Annotated in this window: 12 protein-coding genes; 9 read left to right on the top strand and 3 right to left on the bottom strand. The window is 68.9% G+C overall.

Features of this window, described 5'->3' with window-relative positions:
- The first annotated feature begins 79 nt into the window (after nucleotides 1–79).
- Both I1A62_RS30515 and I1A62_RS30510 read left to right on the top strand, forming a co-directional pair.
- On the top strand, nucleotides 80–493 hold the full coding sequence (locus I1A62_RS30515; RefSeq protein ID WP_124390237.1) for a DUF732 domain-containing protein: 414 nt from the start codon (nucleotides 80–82) through the stop codon (nucleotides 491–493).
- Nucleotides 494–645: 152 nt separating this feature from the next.
- Nucleotides 646–1611 (top strand): pirin family protein, encoded by a 966-nt coding sequence (locus I1A62_RS30510; RefSeq protein ID WP_218268017.1) that lies wholly within the window; start codon nucleotides 646–648, stop codon nucleotides 1609–1611.
- 90 nt (nucleotides 1612–1701) lie between these two features.
- On the opposite strand, the gene I1A62_RS30505 is transcribed toward I1A62_RS30510, so the two are convergent.
- Nucleotides 1702–2052, bottom strand: coding sequence for a hypothetical protein (locus I1A62_RS30505; protein ID WP_124390235.1), 351 nt, complete (start codon nucleotides 2050–2052; stop codon nucleotides 1702–1704).
- Nucleotide 2053: 1 nt separating this feature from the next.
- The gene (locus I1A62_RS30500; protein ID WP_219456033.1) at nucleotides 2054–3061 is read right to left on the bottom strand and encodes a hypothetical protein; all 1008 of its coding nucleotides are present in this window, start codon (nucleotides 3059–3061) and stop codon (nucleotides 2054–2056) included.
- A gap of 204 nt (nucleotides 3062–3265) precedes the next feature.
- Between I1A62_RS30500 and leuA the strand changes: the two genes are divergently transcribed.
- The 4 genes from leuA (at nucleotide 3266) to I1A62_RS30480 (ending at nucleotide 13433) form a co-directional block, all read left to right on the top strand.
- Nucleotides 3266–5074: a 2-isopropylmalate synthase gene (gene leuA / locus I1A62_RS30495; RefSeq protein WP_124390233.1), complete on the top strand. Its 1809-nt coding sequence runs from the start codon at nucleotides 3266–3268 to the stop codon at nucleotides 5072–5074.
- A gap of 170 nt (nucleotides 5075–5244) precedes the next feature.
- Entirely contained in the window at nucleotides 5245–6984 is a 1740-nt protein-coding gene (ctaD, locus tag I1A62_RS30490; RefSeq protein WP_124390232.1) for a cytochrome c oxidase subunit I, read from the top strand.
- Between the two features lie 416 nt (nucleotides 6985–7400).
- The gene (locus tag I1A62_RS30485; protein ID WP_219456031.1) at nucleotides 7401–12887 is read left to right on the top strand and encodes a biotin carboxylase N-terminal domain-containing protein; all 5487 of its coding nucleotides are present in this window, start codon (nucleotides 7401–7403) and stop codon (nucleotides 12885–12887) included.
- 165 nt (nucleotides 12888–13052) lie between these two features.
- Entirely contained in the window at nucleotides 13053–13433 is a 381-nt protein-coding gene (locus I1A62_RS30480) for an SHOCT domain-containing protein (protein ID WP_072938202.1), read from the top strand.
- Nucleotides 13434–13526: 93 nt separating this feature from the next.
- On the opposite strand, the gene I1A62_RS30475 is transcribed toward I1A62_RS30480, so the two are convergent.
- Nucleotides 13527–14420 (bottom strand): LysR family transcriptional regulator, encoded by an 894-nt coding sequence (locus I1A62_RS30475; RefSeq protein ID WP_124390229.1) that lies wholly within the window; start codon nucleotides 14418–14420, stop codon nucleotides 13527–13529.
- 72 nt (nucleotides 14421–14492) lie between these two features.
- Between I1A62_RS30475 and I1A62_RS30470 the strand changes: the two genes are divergently transcribed.
- The 3 genes from I1A62_RS30470 to I1A62_RS30460 are packed head-to-tail and all read left to right on the top strand — an operon-like array spanning nucleotide 14493 to nucleotide 17392.
- Complete coding sequence (locus I1A62_RS30470) at nucleotides 14493–15410, top strand: EamA family transporter (protein WP_219456030.1); 918 nt, start codon at nucleotides 14493–14495, stop codon at nucleotides 15408–15410.
- Nucleotides 15411–15435: 25 nt separating this feature from the next.
- On the top strand, nucleotides 15436–16689 hold the full coding sequence (locus I1A62_RS30465) for a MurT ligase domain-containing protein (RefSeq protein ID WP_124390227.1): 1254 nt from the start codon (nucleotides 15436–15438) through the stop codon (nucleotides 16687–16689).
- Entirely contained in the window at nucleotides 16682–17392 is a 711-nt protein-coding gene (locus I1A62_RS30460) for a type 1 glutamine amidotransferase (RefSeq protein ID WP_219456027.1), read from the top strand. Before I1A62_RS30465 ends, I1A62_RS30460 begins: the two co-directional genes overlap by 8 nt.
- Nucleotides 17393–17420: the final 28 nt, after the last annotated feature.

Genomic DNA, 17420 nt, shown 5'->3' with positions numbered 1-17420 from the left:
GTGATCGCCGCCGGGAACACCGGCCCCGCAGGCGATACGATCGTCGCCGTCACAGGCCTCGAAAGGAATCACACGCCCCATGCGCCGCACCCTTGCTCTGACCGCCCTCACCGTCTGCTCCGCGGCACTCCTCAGCGCCTGCGGTGGCGGCGACACCGACACCGCAGCATCCGAGACCACGTCCGCCTCGGCGTCCGTGGCGGCGCGGACGACCGCCGCCACCGCCCCCGGCAGCCGAGTGTTCTCGGTCGCCGACGACCCGCAGACGGCCGCCGACTACCTGGCCTACCTGCGCGCGAACAACCAGACCGTCACCGACGACGACCTGGCGGTCCATCAGGCCGGCGAGATCTGCACCGCCCTCGACGCGGGCAAGCCGCTCGACCAGGTGCGTGAGGAGTGGACGCCGATGCTCACCAACGACGGCGTCTACCCGTACGTCATCGGCGCGATCACGCGGTACTGCCCGGACCACGAGAACGTCCTCAACTAGGCGCTCCGCGCCCGTGAGTGGTTAACGAGTCTCTGCACTCGCCGGCCACGCACGGGCGGCGGAGCCGCCCTGTGGGAATACCTGGACGCCGCGGGTGTTACACAGCATGAAGTAGTTGAACAATCAATTACCTGAGTACGAGGAGACACCCCATGCCAGCCGTGACGGTCGACAACATCCTTGCCCTGCCGCGTATCGACGCACCTGCTCCCGGCGCCGTCGACCGCCCGGTCCGTTCGCTCACCACCGCACCCGTCGGGTACGAGGGCGAAGGCTTCCCGGTGCGCCGCGCGTTCGCCGGCATCGATCTGCCGGCCCTCGACCCGTTCATCCACATGGACCAGATGGGCGAGGTCGACTACGCACCCGGCGAACCCAAGGGCACACCGTGGCATCCGCACCGCGGCTTCGAGACCGTCACCTACATGATCGACGGCATCATGGAGCACCAGGATTCCAACGGTGGCGGCGGAACCATCGGCGGCGGCGACACTCAGTGGATGACCGCGGGTGGCGGCATCCTGCACATCGAGACCCCGCCCGAGCACCTGGTGACGAGCGGCGGCCTGTTCCACGGCGTCCAACTGTGGGTGAACCTGCCGCGCGACAACAAGATGGCCGCACCCCGCTACCAGGACATCACCGGCGCAAAGGTCGCCCTGCTGTCCTCGTCCGACGGCGGCGCTCTCGTTCGCGTCATCGCCGGCGACGTGGACGGTCACCACGGTCCCGGGTCCACCTACACGCCGATCAGCCTCGTGCACGCGACGGTCGCGCCGGGTGCGAGCCTGACGCTGCCGTGGAACCCCGAGTTCAACGCGCTCGCCTACGTCCTCGCGGGCGACGGACTCGTCGGCTCCGAACGCCGGCCGATCCACATGGGTCAGACGGCCGTCTTCGGGCGCGGTGACACCCTGACGATCGCCGCGGCGGACACGCAGGATTCGCGGACCGAGTCGTTCGAGGTGTTCGTCCTCGGCGGCAAGCCGATCCGCGAGCCCGTCGCGATGGCCGGACCGTTCGTCATGAACACCAAGGCCGAGGTGCTGCAGGCGTTCGAGGACTTCCAGGCCGGCCGCCTGGGCTCCGTTCCCGCAGCGCACGAAACGCTCGCCTGACGGGTACGTGAGTGGCAAAGCGTGCGCGAGCACACTTTGCCACTCACGTGCCGGAAGCCCCAGCGCGACAGCCGGATCAGAAGCAACCGCTCAGGGGCGCCGGATCTTCGCGTCGATGCGGTGGATGCGCAGGTCGTGCGGCGGGATCCGGAACGTCTCGACCACCCGGACCGTCGCGAGGGTGCGGCCGAGAAGTCCGGCGTCGAGGAGATAGTCGACGGTGACGTTTTCGCCGTCGACGGTCCACACGCAGTCGCGGATCGACCGGATCACCCGGTACTGGGGGCCGCCGGACAGGCTTCGGCGCAGGTGATTTCCGGAGAATGCCGTCTTCAGCCCCATCTCGTACCGCACGGCCCGGGGTTCGATGGGCACCGAGTTGCCGTCGTGGCTGAGCAACGCGTCCAGGTAGGCCCGGGCGACATCGACCTGTGTGTTCATCTCAGTAGTCGAACACTTCGGTCGCGGCGAGCACCAGCGTTTCCGCGTCGTCGCAGCTAGGTGCGGACGCCGCGACGGACGCCGTCAGCCGGTTGCCGATTTTGTCCCGTTCGCTCACCGGACTCGACGGCAGGTTCGTGTCGAACACCGTCCCCGGATAGAAGTAGTAGTGGCATTCGATCGCATCACGGAAGTAGGTGAACGGCGTGCCGTCGAGTTCGACCGTTTCGGGGCCGCCGGCCTGCGACGGTTCCGGCGACAGCGCCAGTTGCACGGACGCCTCGGCGCCGCCGCGGAGTGTCAGGAGGCATTCGTAGGGGCGGCTGCCGGGGGTGAACGTCTCGACGGACAGCTTCTCGACCACCCGGCACGGATCCTGTTGCGCAAGAGGAATATCCGAAGGCGCAGATGCCGGCGCCGCCAGCCTGCCCACGACCGATCCCAGTACCGTCCGCGCTTCCGCGCAGTCGTCGCCGGCCGCGGAGTCGCCCGTGCCGCCTGCCCCGTCGAGGTACGACACGTGCCCCCAGCGCCCGGGGGCGGCGGCGTCCGGGACCGGCGGCAGCGAGAAGTACAGGGTGCACGTCCCCGGGAGTGCGCCGGCCGTGGGACGCACCTCGATTCCCGACGTCGCCTCCCCAGCACCGGTGCGTTCCGTGGGTTCGCGCTCACCGACCGTCACCTCGACCCAGACGGGGTTGGCGGGGGTGCCGCGGGCAGGCACCAGTTCGGCGTGGCAGGTCGACAGGTCGCCGACGGGTCCGTACGCGGTGACCTGCCCGAACGACGCGACCAGGTCCCGGTCGAGCAGTCCGCACGGCGCGAGGTCACGCGCCGCGGCGGCGACGGCCAACTCCGCGCGGGTGTGCTCGCTGACCGGCAGGCCGTAGATCGGCTCGCCGTCCCCGGCGACGCTCGGCACCCCCGCGACGACGCCGGAACACGACACGAGCAGCACCGTAAAAACGGCGGCGACCAGCGGTGATACCACCGTCGCGCTGCGGTTCACCGCGGTCTCCTCACTCGGACTTCGAACCCCGGCACGCGAACGACGATGCCCGGAGTACAGTGCTGAGTATGCAGCGCGCACTCCTCCTTGGTTGCCGCGACGGGGTCTGATCCAGACTGGCTTCCCGTCGCGGGGTTTTTCGTGCGCCGGTCGACACAGCCGTTGGACTCCCGACAGTCCACATCGAACCTGGAGATCAATCCCATGTCCCCCGCTGACGCCTTTACCTCCGGAACGCGCACCATCACGCCGCCTTCCAAGCCTGCTCCCTCCGATCAGCCGGAATGGAACACGCAGAAGAATTCGTCGATGCCGACGTTCCGCTACCGCTCCTTCTCCGAGGAAGTGGAGCCGGTGTCGCTGCCGGACCGCACGTGGCCCGACAAGATCATCGACCGCGCCCCGCAGTGGTGCGCCGTCGACCTCCGTGACGGCAACCAGGCACTGATCGACCCGATGAGCCCCGCCCGCAAGCGCCGCATGTTCGAACTGCTGGTGCGGATGGGGTACAAGGAGATCGAGGTCGGCTTCCCGTCGGCGAGCCAGACGGACTTCGACTTCGTCCGCGAGATCATCGAGGACGGCGCGATCCCGGACGACGTCACCATCCAGGTGCTCACGCAGTCCCGGCCGGAACTGATCAAGCGCACGTTCGAGGCCTGTGAGGGCGCGAACAAGGTGATCGTCCACTTCTACAACTCGACGTCCGTGCTGCAGCGCCGGGTGGTGTTCAAGGCCGACCGCGAGGTGATCAAGAAGATCGCGACCGACGCGGCGACGCTGGCCCTCGAAGAGGCGAAAAAGTACCCGGACACGCAGTGGCGCTGGGAGTACTCCCCCGAGTCGTACACCGGCACGGAGCTCGAGTACGCCAAGGAGGTGTGCGACGCCGTCACCGAGGTGCTGCAGCCGACGCCGCAGAACCCGGTGATCCTGAACCTGCCCGCCACCGTCGAGATGGCGACGCCGAACGTGTACGCCGACTCCATCGAGTGGATGCACCGCAACCTGGCCCGCCGCGACTCGGTCATCCTGTCGCTGCACCCCCACAACGACCGCGGCACGGGTGTGGCCGCCGCCGAGCTGGGCTACCAGGCCGGGGCCGACCGCATCGAGGGCTGCCTGTTCGGTAACGGCGAGCGCACCGGCAACGTCTGCCTGGTCACGCTCGGGCTCAACATGTTCACCCGCGGCGTCGACCCGCAGATCGACTTCTCGAACATCGACGAGATCCGCCGCACCGTCGAGTACTGCAACCAGCTGCCCGTCCACGAGCGCCACCCGTACGGCGGCGACCTCGTGTACACCGCGTTCTCCGGCAGCCACCAGGACGCGATCAACAAGGGCCTCGACGCGATGAAGGTCGACGCCGATTCGCAGGACGCGGACGTCGACGACATCCTGTGGGCGGTCCCCTACCTGCCGATCGACCCGAAGGACGTGGGCCGCACGTACGAGGCCGTGATCCGCGTGAACTCACAGTCCGGCAAGGGCGGCGTCGCGTACATCATGAAGGCCGATCACGGGCTGGTGCTGCCGCGTCGCCTGCAGATCGAGTTCTCGCAGGCCGTCCAGCGGATCACCGACGGCGAGGGCGGCGAGGTGTCGCCCAAGGAGATGTGGGACGTCTTCCACGAGGAGTACCTGGCTCCGATCACGCCGCTCGAGCGGATGAAGCAGAAGGTCACCGCGGCCGAGGAGGACGGCGGCACCGACTCCATCACCGCGACGGTGAAGGTCGACGGCAAGGAGCACGAGATCTCGGGTTCGGGCAACGGCCCGCTCGCGGCGTTCGTCGACGCGCTCGCCACGATCGACTTCGACGTACGCGTCCTCGACTACTCGGAGCACGCCATGTCGGCGGGCGACGACGCCCAGGCGGCCGCCTACGTCGAGTGCGCCGTGACCGCTCCCGACGGACGGAACACCGTGGTCTGGGGTGTCGGCATCGCGACGTCGATCACCACCGCGTCGCTGCGCGCCGTCGTCTCGGCGGTCAACCGGGCGCACTGACCACTTCCGCACCACCGCTGCCGCAGGCGCGCATCACGCGCACCTGCGGCAGCGTCGTTTCCGGGCCTTGTTTCGGGGCGCGAAAGTGGCGCTCTCCGGGCACCGGGTGACTACCCTGGTAACGGAGTCCACACCGGACCCGAACCGCCTCGGACCCTTCGGGGGGCGTCGTGAATCTGGCATTTCAACAGCATCGGCCGGTCCGTCCGTATCCGGCCCGGCGTCGCCCCAAGGGCGCCTTCTTCTACAAGATGATCACGACGACGGATCCCAAGGACCTGGGGATTCTGTACCTGATCACGTCGTTCGCGTTCTTCATGGCCGGCGGTCTGATGGCGCTGCTGATCCGCGGCGAACTGGCCGTCCCGGGTCTGCAGTTCCTGTCGAACGAGCAGTACAACCAGTTGTTCACGATGCACGGCACGATCATGCTGCTGCTGTACGCGACGCCGATCGTGTTCGGGTTCGCCAACTACATCCTGCCTCTGCAGATCGGCGCCCCCGATGTCGCGTTCCCCCGTCTCAACGCGTTCAGTTACTGGGCGTTCCTGTTCGGCGGGACCATCGCGATCGCGGGGTTCGTCACGCCGGGCGGCGCCGCGGACTTCGGCTGGACGGCGTACTCGCCGCTGACGAGCACGCTGCACTCGCCGGGGGTCGGCGCCGATCTGTGGATCATGGGGCTGGCGCTGTCCGGTCTCGGCACCATCCTCGGCGGCGTCAACATGATCACCACCGTCATCTGCCTGCGGGCGCCGGGCATGACGATGTTCCGGATGCCGATCTTCACGTGGAACATCTTCGTCACCAGCATTCTGATCCTGGTCGCGTTCCCGATCCTCACCGCCGCACTGATGGGCCTGTTCGTCGACCGGCACCTGGGCGGGAACCTGTACGACCCGGCGACCGGCGGCGTGCTGCTGTGGCAGCACCTGTTCTGGTTCTTCGGCCACCCGGAGGTGTACATCGTGGCGCTGCCGTTCTTCGGCATCGTCACGGAGGTCTTCCCGGTGTTCAGCCGCAAACCGGTGTTCGGGTACAACGGGCTCGTCTACGCGACGATCGCCATCGCGGCCCTGTCGATCGCCGTGTGGGCGCACCACATGTACGCGACCGGCGCGGTGCTGCTGCCGTTCTTCTCGTTCATGACGTTCCTGATCGCGGTGCCCACCGGGGTGAAGATCTTCAACTGGGTCGGCACCATGTGGAAGGGTCAGCTGACGTTCGAGACCCCCATGCTGTTCTCGCTCGGCTTCCTCATCACGTTCATCTTCGGCGGCCTCACCGGCGTGATCCTCGCGAGCCCGCCACTGGACTTCCACGTCACGGACAGCTACTTCGTGATCGCCCACTTCCACTACGTGCTGTTCGGGACGATCGTGTTCGCCACGTACGCCGGCATCTACTTCTGGTTCCCGAAGATGACCGGGCGCATGCTCGACGAACGCCTCGGCAAGTGGCACTTCTGGACGACGTTCACCGGGTTCCACGGCACGTTCCTCGTCCAGCACTGGCTCGGGGCGGAGGGGATGCCTCGCCGCTACGCGGACTACCTGCCCTCGGACGGTTTCACCGTCCTCAACTCGGTGTCCACGGTGTTCGCGTTCGTCCTCGGCGCGTCGACGGTGCCGTTCGTCTGGAACGTCTTCAAGAGCTACCGCTACGGCGAGGTGGTGACGGTGGACGATCCGTGGGGTTTCGGCAACTCCCTCGAGTGGGCGACCAGCTGCCCGCCGCCGCGGCACAACTTCACCGAGTTGCCGCGCATCCGCTCCGAGCGGCCGGCGTTCGAACTGCACTATCCGCACATGGTCGACCGGATGCACCGCGAGGCGCACGTGGGCCTGCGGGGCGCGGTGGCGCACGCGACCGAACCGGCCGCCGTCGAACCGACGGTGAACCCTCAGTAACTTCCGTGTGAAAGTTCCCGTCTGCGAGAACATCTCGAAAAACCGGACGAAACCGACTCCGTGACAACGGGTTGCAGATAGTTTGCCGAAGGACGCCCAGTTCGACGGAATTCCGGCCTTCTTACTCTCTCGTAGGGTCGACACGCAAGTCCTTGAAGACTTGACAAGCCGATCCCGGCCTCGCAGAAGTTACGCGCGGGTACATATTTTCGACGTTATGCTCGCATTCCCCGAGCATCGAACCTGCAACGACGCAGGTCCGACGATCGCGTTCGGGGCGCCCCTGGAGGTAGTCAAGCGGGTTGTGCAGGGGTGCACGTGTCCGCGAAGGCGGCACCCAGTCCTCGGCGGACATGGCCTTGGCCATCGAAACACTCTGCGGATCAATGAGTTTTACGGAAACGGAGCGATAACAGATGTTCAAGCGAATAGCGATAGTGAACCGCGGCGAGGCGGCCGTCCGCCTGATTCGTGCGGTGCGCGAACTGAACGCCGAGCACAACTACGGCATCCGCACGATCGCCCTGCACACCGAGGCTGAGCGTCGCGCGATGTTCGTCCGGCAGGCCGACGAAGGTGTGTGCTTGCGCACAGTCAAGACCGGCACCGCCTACCTCGATCACGCCGAGCTGGCCCGCGCGCTGCGCGAGAGCAAGGCCGACGCCGTGTGGGTCGGCTGGGGCTTCGTCGCCGAGGATCCCGCGTTCGTCGAGGTCTGCGAGCAGCTCGGCATCACGTTCATCGGCCCGCCCGCCGAAGCGATGCGCCTGCTGGGCGACAAGGTCGAGGCCAAGCTCCTCGCCGAGAAGGTAGAGGTCCCGGTCGCGCCGTGGAGCGGTGGCCCCGTCGCCACCCGCGCCGACGCCCGCCGTCACGCCCAGGCCATCGGCTACCCGCTCATCATCAAGGCCCGCTCCGGTGGCGGTGGCCGCGGTATCCGCAAGGTGTGGTCGGAAGACGAGCTCGAACTCGCGCTCGAACGCACCCAGGGTGAGGCCCAGCGGTCCTTCGGCGACCCCGTCGTGTTCATCGAACGGCTGGTCACCGACGCACGCCACGTAGAGGTACAGGTCATCGCCGACAACTTCGGCAACGTCTGGGCTCCCGGTGTGCGCGACTGCTCCATCCAGCGCAAGAACCAGAAGGTCATCGAGGAGTCCAGCTCCCCGCTCCTCACCGACGAGCAGTCGAACCACCTGCGCACCGTCTCCGCCGAGCTCGTGCGCGCCGCCGGCTACCGCGGCGCCGGCACGGTCGAGTACCTGTACCAGCCCGAGCAGAAGACGTTCACGTTCCTCGAGGTCAACACCCGCCTGCAGGTGGAGCACCCCATCACCGAGGCCACCACGGGCATCGACCTGGTGAAGCTGCAGATCCTCGTCGCCAGCGGCGAGCCGCTCGTCGGCGACTGCCCGCCCGAGTTCGGTCACGCCGTCGAGGCCCGCCTCAACGCGGAGGACGCCGCCAACGGCTTCGCTCCCGCACCCGGCGCCGTGCAGCTGCTCAAGTTCCCGCTCGGCAGCGGTCTCCGTGTCGACACCGGCATCGCCCAGGGCGACGTCATCCCGCCCGACTACGACTCGATGGTCGCCAAGGTCATCGCCTGGGGCCGCGACCGCTCCGAGGCCCTCGCGCGTCTGCGCACCGCACTGCGCGAGACCACCGTCGTCCTGCAGGGCGGCACCACCACGAAGTCGTTCCTCCTCGAACTGCTCGACCGCGAAGAGGTCATCTCCGCGTCCGCGGACACCGGCTGGCTGGACCGCACCGGCGTCGGTAGCGTCACGACGCCCACCAAGGTGGCCGATGTCGCACTGATCGCCGCCGCCATCGACGTCTACGACGCCGAGGAGAAGCTCGAGCGGGAGGCGTTCCTGTCCTCCGCTCGCGGTGGACGCCCCCGCGCCGGTCACGCCATCGGCCGCAAGGTGGAGCTCAGCTACCAGGGTCAGGCCTACGGCCTCACCGTCACGCAGGTCGGCGCCCACAGCTACCGCGTCGACGGCGACAGCCCCGACGTCGAGGTCGAGGTCGACCGGCTCAGCGAATTCGAGAGCCGCCTCGTCGTCGGCACCCGCCGGCACCACGTCGTCTCGGTCGCCGGCCGCGCCCAGTACCTCGTCGAGGTCGACGGCATCAGCCACCAGATCAGCCAGGACGAGGCCGGTGTCGTCCGCGCACCCGCTCCCGCTGTCGTGGTCGCGGTGCCCGTGTCCGTCGGCGACGAGGTCGAGGTAGGCGACACGCTGGTCGTCCTCGAGAGCATGAAGATGGAGACCGCCGTCCGTGCGCCCGTCGCAGGCCGGGTCCGCGAGGTCCTCGCGATGGTCAACTCCCAGGTCGACGCCGGCACCGCACTGCTGCGCGTCGAGGAGACCGCGGAGGAGTCCACCGCCCCGAAGTCGCCGCGCGTCGAATTCGAGGTCGCCGTCCCCGCCTCGAAGGGCGACGTCCGCACCGACGCCCTCGAGCAGATCGACGCGCTCGCCGCGCTGCTCACCGGGTACGACGTCAGCGCGAAGCGGGCAGGCGTCCTGCTCGCCGACTACGAGAAGCTGCGCTCCGAAATCGCCGGCGACGCGGATCTGGTGCAGGCGGAACTCGCCCTGCTGAACACGTTCGCGGACATCTGCGAGATCGGGCGTAACCGTCCCACCGCAGCCGAGGAGGACGCCGACGAGCGGGTCCACAGCCCGCGCGAGCACTTCCACACCTACCTCCACACGCTCGACGTCGAACTCGAAGGCCTGCCGGAGTCGTTCACGACCCGGCTGTCGCGGGCGCTGCGTCACTACGACGTCACCGACCTCGAGCGCACCGGCGAGCTGGAGGAGGCGGTCTACCGCCTGTTCCTCGCGCAGCAGCGCATGGACAACCAGGTTCCCGTCATCGCCGCCCTGCTCGACCGGTGGCTGAACGAGGGCAACGCTCCCGGCCGCGCACCCAGCGGACTCGGCGAGGTCCTGGACCGGCTCATCACCGCCACCCAGGTCCGTTACCCTGTCATCGGCAACGTCGCCCGCAACGTGCGGTTCCGCTTCTTCGACGAGCCGCAGATCCGCAAGGCCCGCGAGCAGGTGTACGACGGTGTCCGCGGCAGCCTCGAGTACCTCGCCGAGAACCCCGGCGCCGGCGACTACCAGGAACGCCTCGAGGCCCTGGTCGCCACCCCGCAGTCGCTGACCGAACTCCTCGGACAGCGGATCGCGCGCAAGAGCACCACCGTCGGCCCGCTGCTCGAGGTCGTCACCCGGCGCTACTACGACATCCGCACGCTCGAGGACGTCACCGCCTTCGAACGCAACGGACGCCGTTTCGTCACCGGCAACTTCGACCTGCTCGGCGAGCGCCTGAACCTGGTCTCCGCCGTCGCCGAGTACGCCGAACTCCCCGGCGCGCTCGACGAGATCGGTGCCGTCGCCTCGGAGAACCCCGAGAACCTCGTCCTCGACCTCTACCTGTCGTGGACCGCGCCGCCCGCCGACCCGGACACGATGTCCGAGGACCTGCGGAAGGCACTGACGGCGCTGCCGCTGGCCGCGACCTGCCGCCGCGTCACGGTGTCCGTCTTCGGCGGAACCGACGTCGACGTCCGCAAGTTCACCTACCGCCCGGACGCAGGCGTCCTCGCGGAGGAGAAGCTGATCCGGGACATGCACCCGCTCACCGGTCAGCGACTCGACCTGTGGCGCCTGAAGAACTTCGACGGCACCCGCCTCCCCGCGGCCGCCGAGACGTTCCTGTTCAACCTGGTCTCGCGCGACAACCCCACCGACGAACGCCTCATCGCGCTCGCCGAGGTCCGCGACATCACGCCGGTCCGCAACGAGGACGGCCAGGTCATCGGTGTTCCCGCCGCGGAACGCGTGCTGCAGTCGTGCCTCGACGGCATCCGCCGGGCGCAGGCCACGCGCGGCAGCAAACGCAAGCTCGACGCCAACCGCGTCGTGCTGTACGTGTGGCCGAAGATCGACGCCCCCGCCGAGGATCTCGAGGCGTTCGCCCGGGTCGCGGCACCGCTCACCGCGGGCGCCGGCCTCGAGGAGATCACCGTCATCGCCCGTCTCCAGGGCGAGCCCGGCACGGAGTCGCGGGAGAAGGCTCTGCGCTTCTCCTACCGCACCGGCGCCGGTGTGGTCGTCAAGGTCACCGAACCGCCGACCGAGCCGCTGCAGCCGCTCGACGCGTACACGCAGAAGGTCCGCAGCTCCCGTGCCCGCGGCACCGTCTACCCGTACGAGCTGATCCCGCTGCTCACCGGCCGCGACGGCAGCTTCGTCGAGCACGACCTGGACGAGTCGGGCCAGTTGGTGCCCGTCGAGCGTCCGTACGGCCAGAACAAGGCCGGCCTCGTCGTCGGTCTGGTCACGGCCCGCACCGACCGGCACCCCGAGGGCATGACCCGCGTCGCGCTGTTCGGTGACCCGACGAAGGCACTGGGCACGGTCGCGGAAGCCGAGTGCGCCCGCCTCGTCGCCGGTGTCGACCTGGCCGAGAAGCTGGGTGTTCCCGTCGAGTGGTTCGCGCTGTCGTCCGGCGCGACGATCTCCATGGACAGCGGTACCGAGAACATGGACTGGGTGTCGCGCGGTCTGCGTCGCCTCATCACGTTCACGCAGGACGGTGGCGAGGTCAACGTGATCGTGGCCGGCATCAACGTCGGTGCGCAGCCGTACTGGAACGCCGAAGCCACGATGCTGATGCACACCAAGGGCATCCTCGTCATGACGCCCGACAGCGCGATGGTGCTCACCGGCAAGAACTCGCTCGACTACTCGGGTGGCGTCTCGGCCGAGGACAACTTCGGCATCGGTGGTTACGACCGCGTGATGGGCCCCAACGGTGAGGCGCAGTACTGGGCGCCGAACCTGCCCGCCGCGTGCGAGATCCTGTTCGCGCACTACGACCACGCGTACGTCGTTGCCGGAGAACGCTTCCCGCGCCGGGCGCAGACCAGCGACCCGATCGGGCGCGACGTGCGGTCCTTCCCGCACATCCACCCGTCCAGCGACTTCACCACGGTCGGCGACATCTTCTCCGCGGAGACGAACCCGGAACGCAAGAAGCCGTTCGACATTCGCACGGTGATGCGTTCACTCGTCGACCAGGACCACACGGTGCTGGAGCGGTGGGCCGACATGGCCGACGCCGACACGTCCGTCGTGTTCGACGCGCACCTCGGCGGTTACCCGGTGAGCGTCATCGGCATCGAGTCGCGGGCCATCGCCCGTAAGGGATGGTCCCCGGCCAACGGTCCCGACCAGTGGACCGCGGGCACGCTGTTCCCGCAGTCGTCGAAGAAGACAGCCCGCGCGATCAACGCCGCCAGCGGCAGCCGGCCGCTCGTGGTGCTGGCCAACCTGTCCGGATTCGACGGTTCCCCGGACTCGCTGCGGCACATCCAGCTCGAGTACGGCGCCGAGATCGGCCGCGCCATCGTCAATTTCGACGGCCCGATCGTGTTCTGCGTCGTCTCCCGCTACCACGGTGGCGCGTTCGTGGTGTTCTCCGGAGCACTGAACGACAACATGGAGGTGCTGGCGGTCGAAGGCTCGTTCGCCTCGGTCCTCGGTGGCGCCCCTGCCGCGGCCGTCGTGTTCACCCGTGAGGTCAACTCGCGGGTGGCGGCGGACCCGTCGATCCGGGAGCTCGAGGCCAACCTGGCGGGCGCCCAGAACGACGCCCAGCAGGCTCACCTGCGGGTGGAACTGGCGGCCCAGCAGGCTGCGGTGCGCAACGAGAAGCTCGGTGAGGTCGCGGCCGAGTTCGAGGCCGTGCACAACATCCAGCGGGCACAGCGGGTCGGCTCCGTCGACGCCGTCATCCCCGCCGTGGAGCTGCGTCCGTACATCATCGGTGCGGTCGAGCGCGGCATGCGCCGGGCGGTCGAAGCAGGCAAGTAGTCCCCACCCGAACGGCCGCGGCACCTACCTGGTGTCGTGGCCGTTCGGCGTTTCACGGGGCCTGGGCTCTGCACGCCGCATTTCACCTGTTTCGGATGACGCGGGCGCCCCGACCCGGTGCGATAGTCAGCGCAGAGTGAATTCGACTGTGAATGGAGCGCTGCTATGGACTCTTTCTGGGACTTTCTCTGGGTGATCATCGTCACCTTCGGCTTCGTGGCCTACCTGATCCTGTTGTTCTCCATCATCACCGACCTGTTCCGCGACCATAAGACGTCGGGCTGGGTGAAGGCGATCTGGATCGTCTTCTTGTTCTTCGTCCCGCTGCTGACCGCGCTCGTGTACCTCATCACCCGCAGCAAGAGCATGGCCGAACGGTCGATGGCGGCCGCGCAGGAGGCGAAGCAGGCGCAGGACAGCTACATCCGTTCCGTCGCGGGCAAGTCCTCGGCCGAGCAGATCGCGGACGCGAAGGCCCTCCTCGACGCCGGCACCATCACGCAGGCGGAATACGACACGCTGAAGGCCAAGGCGCTGAGCAGCTGAGCACTGAGCAGCTGAGCGCCCGCCGCGACGAAGGCCCGCCTGCCCGGCGGGCCTTCTTCCGTGTCCGGCCCCTTCACACCGCAATCCGCTCCTTCACTCCCCGATCCGGGCCGCGACGTCCCGGAACGCCTGCAGCACGGTGGCGACGGCGGGAACGTCGTCGGCGGCGGGTCTGCGCGCCAGTTCGTAGATGCGGGCCGCACGGACCCCCGCGAGGGGAAGCTGGACCACCGAGCGGCTGGTCACCGCGTGCCGAGCCAGCAGGGCCACGCCGTGACCGCCTGCGACGAGTTCCTCGATGACCCGGAAGTCGTTGATGCGCATCGCCACGTGCGGCTGCACACCGGTCGCGGCGGCCACCGACATCAGCACGTCGTCGACAGGAAAGCCGCCGCGCACACTGATCCACCGCTCGTCCGCCAGCTGGTCCGGCCGGACCGCGTCCTGTCCGGCGAGCGGATGGCCGGGCGGCAGGATGAGGTCGATGGGCTCGCGCATCAACGGCTCGGCCGTCACCCGCGGCGAAGACGTGTCCGGGGCCCGCTCGTCGCGATGGGTCAGCACCACGTCGTAATCGGCGAGCAGGGCGGGCACCGCGGCCGCCGGCAGGTCCTCGTCACGCGCCCGCAGGTCCACCCCGCTGCCCGCGAGCGCGTCCAGCAGTCCGGGCAGCAGCAGCGCGGCACCGGACGGAAACAGCGCCACCCGCACCCGGCCGCGCGGCGAACCGCGGTAGGCGCTCATCTCCGCCGCCGCGCGGTCCAAGGCGGCCACGACGTCGTCGGCGCGGACGACGAGGGCCTGACCGGCATCGGTGAGCCGCAACCGGCGGCCTGCTGGTTCGAGCAGCGTCACCCCCGCCTCCCGCGCGAGGATCTTGAGCTGCTGCGACACCGCCGACGGCGTCATCGACAACGCCTGTGCGGTCGCCGCCACCGTCCCGCGGTCCGCGAGCTCGCGGAGCACACGCAACCGGGTCGCATCCATGTAGCAAAACTACATCGATGGTGCACTTTAATGCGCTTGTCCTGATTATTTCCGGCCCTCACGATGGAATGCATGACCTCCCGCGACCGGCTGCTCGGACTCACCGTCGTCGTCCTCTGGGGGCTCAACTTCCTCGCCATCCGCGCCGGCCTCGACCACTTCCCGCCGTTCTTCTTCGCGGCGCTGCGCTTCTTCGTCATCGCGATCCCAGTGGTCCTGTTCGTTCCCCGTCCGCAGGTCCCGCTGAAATGGCTGCTCGTGTACGGCCTCGGGTTCGGCGTCGGCCAGTTCGCGTTCCTGTTCTGGGCTATGCACGTCGGGATGCCGACCGGGCTCGCGTCGCTGGTGCTGCAGTCGTCGGCGCCGTTCACGGTGGTCCTCGGCGCGGCCGCGCTGCGGGAGCGGCTGCGGCCGGCGCAGGTGGGCGGACTGCTCGTCGCGATGGCCGGGATGACCGTCATCGGCTGGGACCGCGCCCAGCACGCCGCGCTGCTGCCGGTGGCCCTGACCCTGCTCGCGGGACTGTCGTGGGCGCTGGGCAACATCGGCAACCGCAAGGCCGCGTCCGACCAGCCGATGCGACTGATGCTGTGGATGTGCGTCATTCCGCCGCTGCCGATGCTGGCGCTGTCGCTCGGGGTGGAGGGCCCGTCGGCCGGCTGGGACTCCCTGACGTCCTCGCTGCACGGCACCGGCCCGCTGGCGCTCGCGGGCCTCGCCTACATCGTGATCCTCGGCACGGTCGCGGGCTCCGGTCTGTGGACGGCGCTGCTCAGCCGCTACCCCGCCGGGATGGTCGCGCCGTTCTCGCTCCTGGTCCCGATCGTCGGGATCGGGGCGTCCTGGCTGGTGCTGCACGAGGAGCCGAGCGTCCTGTCGCTGGTCGGCGGGGCGGTCGTCATCGCCGGTGCCGCCGCCACCCAGGTGAGCGCCAAAGTGCGTCCGGGCACACTTTCGCACTCACCTGCCCCCGCGCGAGTCGGCGTCTGACCGGACCCTGTGCAAAACTCGCGGAGTGAGTACTGGAACTGGGATCACCACGCGCGGCAAGGTCGCCCTGCGCGCAGCGGCCGCGGCCTCCTGGGCGTCGCAGAAGGCCGGGCGCGGCAAGGGCTCGATGATCGGCGGCCTGATCGCCCTCAAGATCGACCCGACCCTGATGGAACAGCTCGGCGCCCACCGGCGCACCGCGGTGATCACCGGCACCAACGGCAAGTCCACCACCACCCGGATGACCGCGGCGGCGCTCTCCACGCTCGGTGAGGTCGCGACGCAGGCGGACGGCGCCAACATGGACGCCGGCATCGTCGCCGCGCTCAGCACCCGCGTCCACGCGCCCCTCGCCGCCCTCGAGGTCGACGAACTACACGTCCCGCACGTCAGCGACGCCGTCAACCCCGAAGCCCTCGTTCTGCTCAACCTCAGCCGCGACCAACTCGACCGCGTCGGCGAGATCAACATGATCGAACGCAAACTCCGCGCCTGCGTCGCCGCGCACCCGGAATCCGTCGTCATCGCCAACTGCGACGACGTCCTCGTCACCTCCGTCGCCTACGACGCGAAGAACGTCATCTGGGTCGCCGCGGGCGGCGGCTGGGCCAGCGACGCCGCCAGCTGTCCACGCACCGGCGAACCCATCGTCTGGGAGGGCTCGCACTGGCGCAGCACCGGCTCCGACTTCGCGCGCCCGACCCCCGACTGGTGGCTGGACGACGAAAACCTGTACGGGCCCGACGGTCTGAAGATCCCGATGACCCTCGCCCTGCCCGGGCGCGCCAACCGCGGCAACGCCGCGCAGGCCGTCGCGGCGGCCGTCGCGATGGGCGCGAAGGCGGAGGACGCGGTCGCCGCCGCGGCCACCGTGCAGGAGGTCGCGGGCCGCTACAGCACCGTCGAGGTCGGATCGCACTCCGTGCACATGCTGCTCGCCAAGAACCCCGCCGGCTGGCAGGAAGCGCTGTCGATGATCGACCCCACCGTCGACGGACTCGTGATCGCCGTCAACGGACAGGTCCCCGACGGCGAGGACCTGTCCTGGCTGTGGGATGTGCGGTTCGAGCACTTCGAGGGCGTCAAGGTGGTGGCGGCCGGCGAACGCGGCACCGACCTGGCCGTCCGCCTCACGTACGCCGGAGTCGAGCACACCCTCGACCCGAACCCGTTGCGGGCCATCGCGTCCTGCCCGCCCGGACGCGTCGAGGTGCTCGCCAATTACACCGCGTTCCGCGACCTCAACACCGCCATCGCGAAGGAGGCGCGCAATGCCTGACTCGACCGTCCGCATCGGCCTGGTGCTGCCCGACGTGATGGGCACCTACGGCGACGGCGGCAACGCCCTCATCCTCCGGCAACGGCTGCGGATGCGCGGCTACGACGCGGAGATCGTCGAAATCACGCTGAACGACCCGGTCCCGGAGTCCCTCGACGTGTACACGCTCGGCGGCGCCGAGGACTCGGCGCAGCGCCTCGCCACCCGGCACCTCGCCAAATACCCCGGACTGCAGAAGGCCGCCGAACGCGGCGCCCCCGTCCTGGCGATCTGCGCCGCCATCCAGGTGCTCGGCAACTGGTACGAGACGTCGAGCGGCGAACGCGTCGACGGTGTGTCGATGCTCGACGTCACCACGTCCCCGCAGGCGACGCGGTCCATCGGCGAGGTGATCACGACCCCGCAGATCGACGGATTGACGCAGCCGCTGACGGGGTTCGAAAACCACCGCGGCGGAACCACACTCGGCTCCGGAGCCCGCGGCCTGGCAAAGGTCACGCACGGCGTCGGCAACGGCGTCGGGGACGGCCTCGAAGGCGTCGTGCAGGGTTCCGTGATCGGCACGTACATGCACGGACCGGCGCTCGCCCGCAACCCCGAACTCGCCGACCTGCTGCTGAAGCGGGCACTGGGCGTCGACGAACTCGCCCCCCTCGACCTGCCCGAGGTCGAGCAACTGCGCCGGGAGCGTCTGCGCGTCTAGGCACGTGAGTGGCAATGTGTGGTCCCGC

Origin of the sequence: Rhodococcus sp. USK10, assembly GCF_019378875.1 — a bacterium.
Lineage (GTDB): Bacteria > Actinomycetota > Actinomycetes > Mycobacteriales > Mycobacteriaceae > Rhodococcus_F > Rhodococcus_F pseudokoreensis.
Note: the sequence above shows the minus strand (reverse complement) of the source record. Positions and strands in the feature narration are given on the sequence as shown.

Coding starts and splice junctions, on each gene's coding strand:
- I1A62_RS30515 (WP_124390237.1), top strand. CDS start 80: ATGCGCCGCACCCTTGCTCTGACCGCCCTCACCGTCTGCTCCGCGGCA.
- I1A62_RS30510 (WP_218268017.1), top strand. CDS start 646: ATGCCAGCCGTGACGGTCGACAACATCCTTGCCCTGCCGCGTATCGAC.
- I1A62_RS30505 (WP_124390235.1), bottom strand. CDS start 2,052: ATGAACACACAGGTCGATGTCGCCCGGGCCTACCTGGACGCGTTGCTC.
- leuA (WP_124390233.1), top strand. CDS start 3,266: ATGTCCCCCGCTGACGCCTTTACCTCCGGAACGCGCACCATCACGCCG.
- I1A62_RS30485 (WP_219456031.1), top strand. CDS start 7,401: ATGTTCAAGCGAATAGCGATAGTGAACCGCGGCGAGGCGGCCGTCCGC.
- I1A62_RS30480 (WP_072938202.1), top strand. CDS start 13,053: ATGGACTCTTTCTGGGACTTTCTCTGGGTGATCATCGTCACCTTCGGC.
- I1A62_RS30475 (WP_124390229.1), bottom strand. CDS start 14,420: ATGGATGCGACCCGGTTGCGTGTGCTCCGCGAGCTCGCGGACCGCGGG.
- I1A62_RS30470 (WP_219456030.1), top strand. CDS start 14,493: ATGACCTCCCGCGACCGGCTGCTCGGACTCACCGTCGTCGTCCTCTGG.
- I1A62_RS30460 (WP_219456027.1), top strand. CDS start 16,682: ATGCCTGACTCGACCGTCCGCATCGGCCTGGTGCTGCCCGACGTGATG.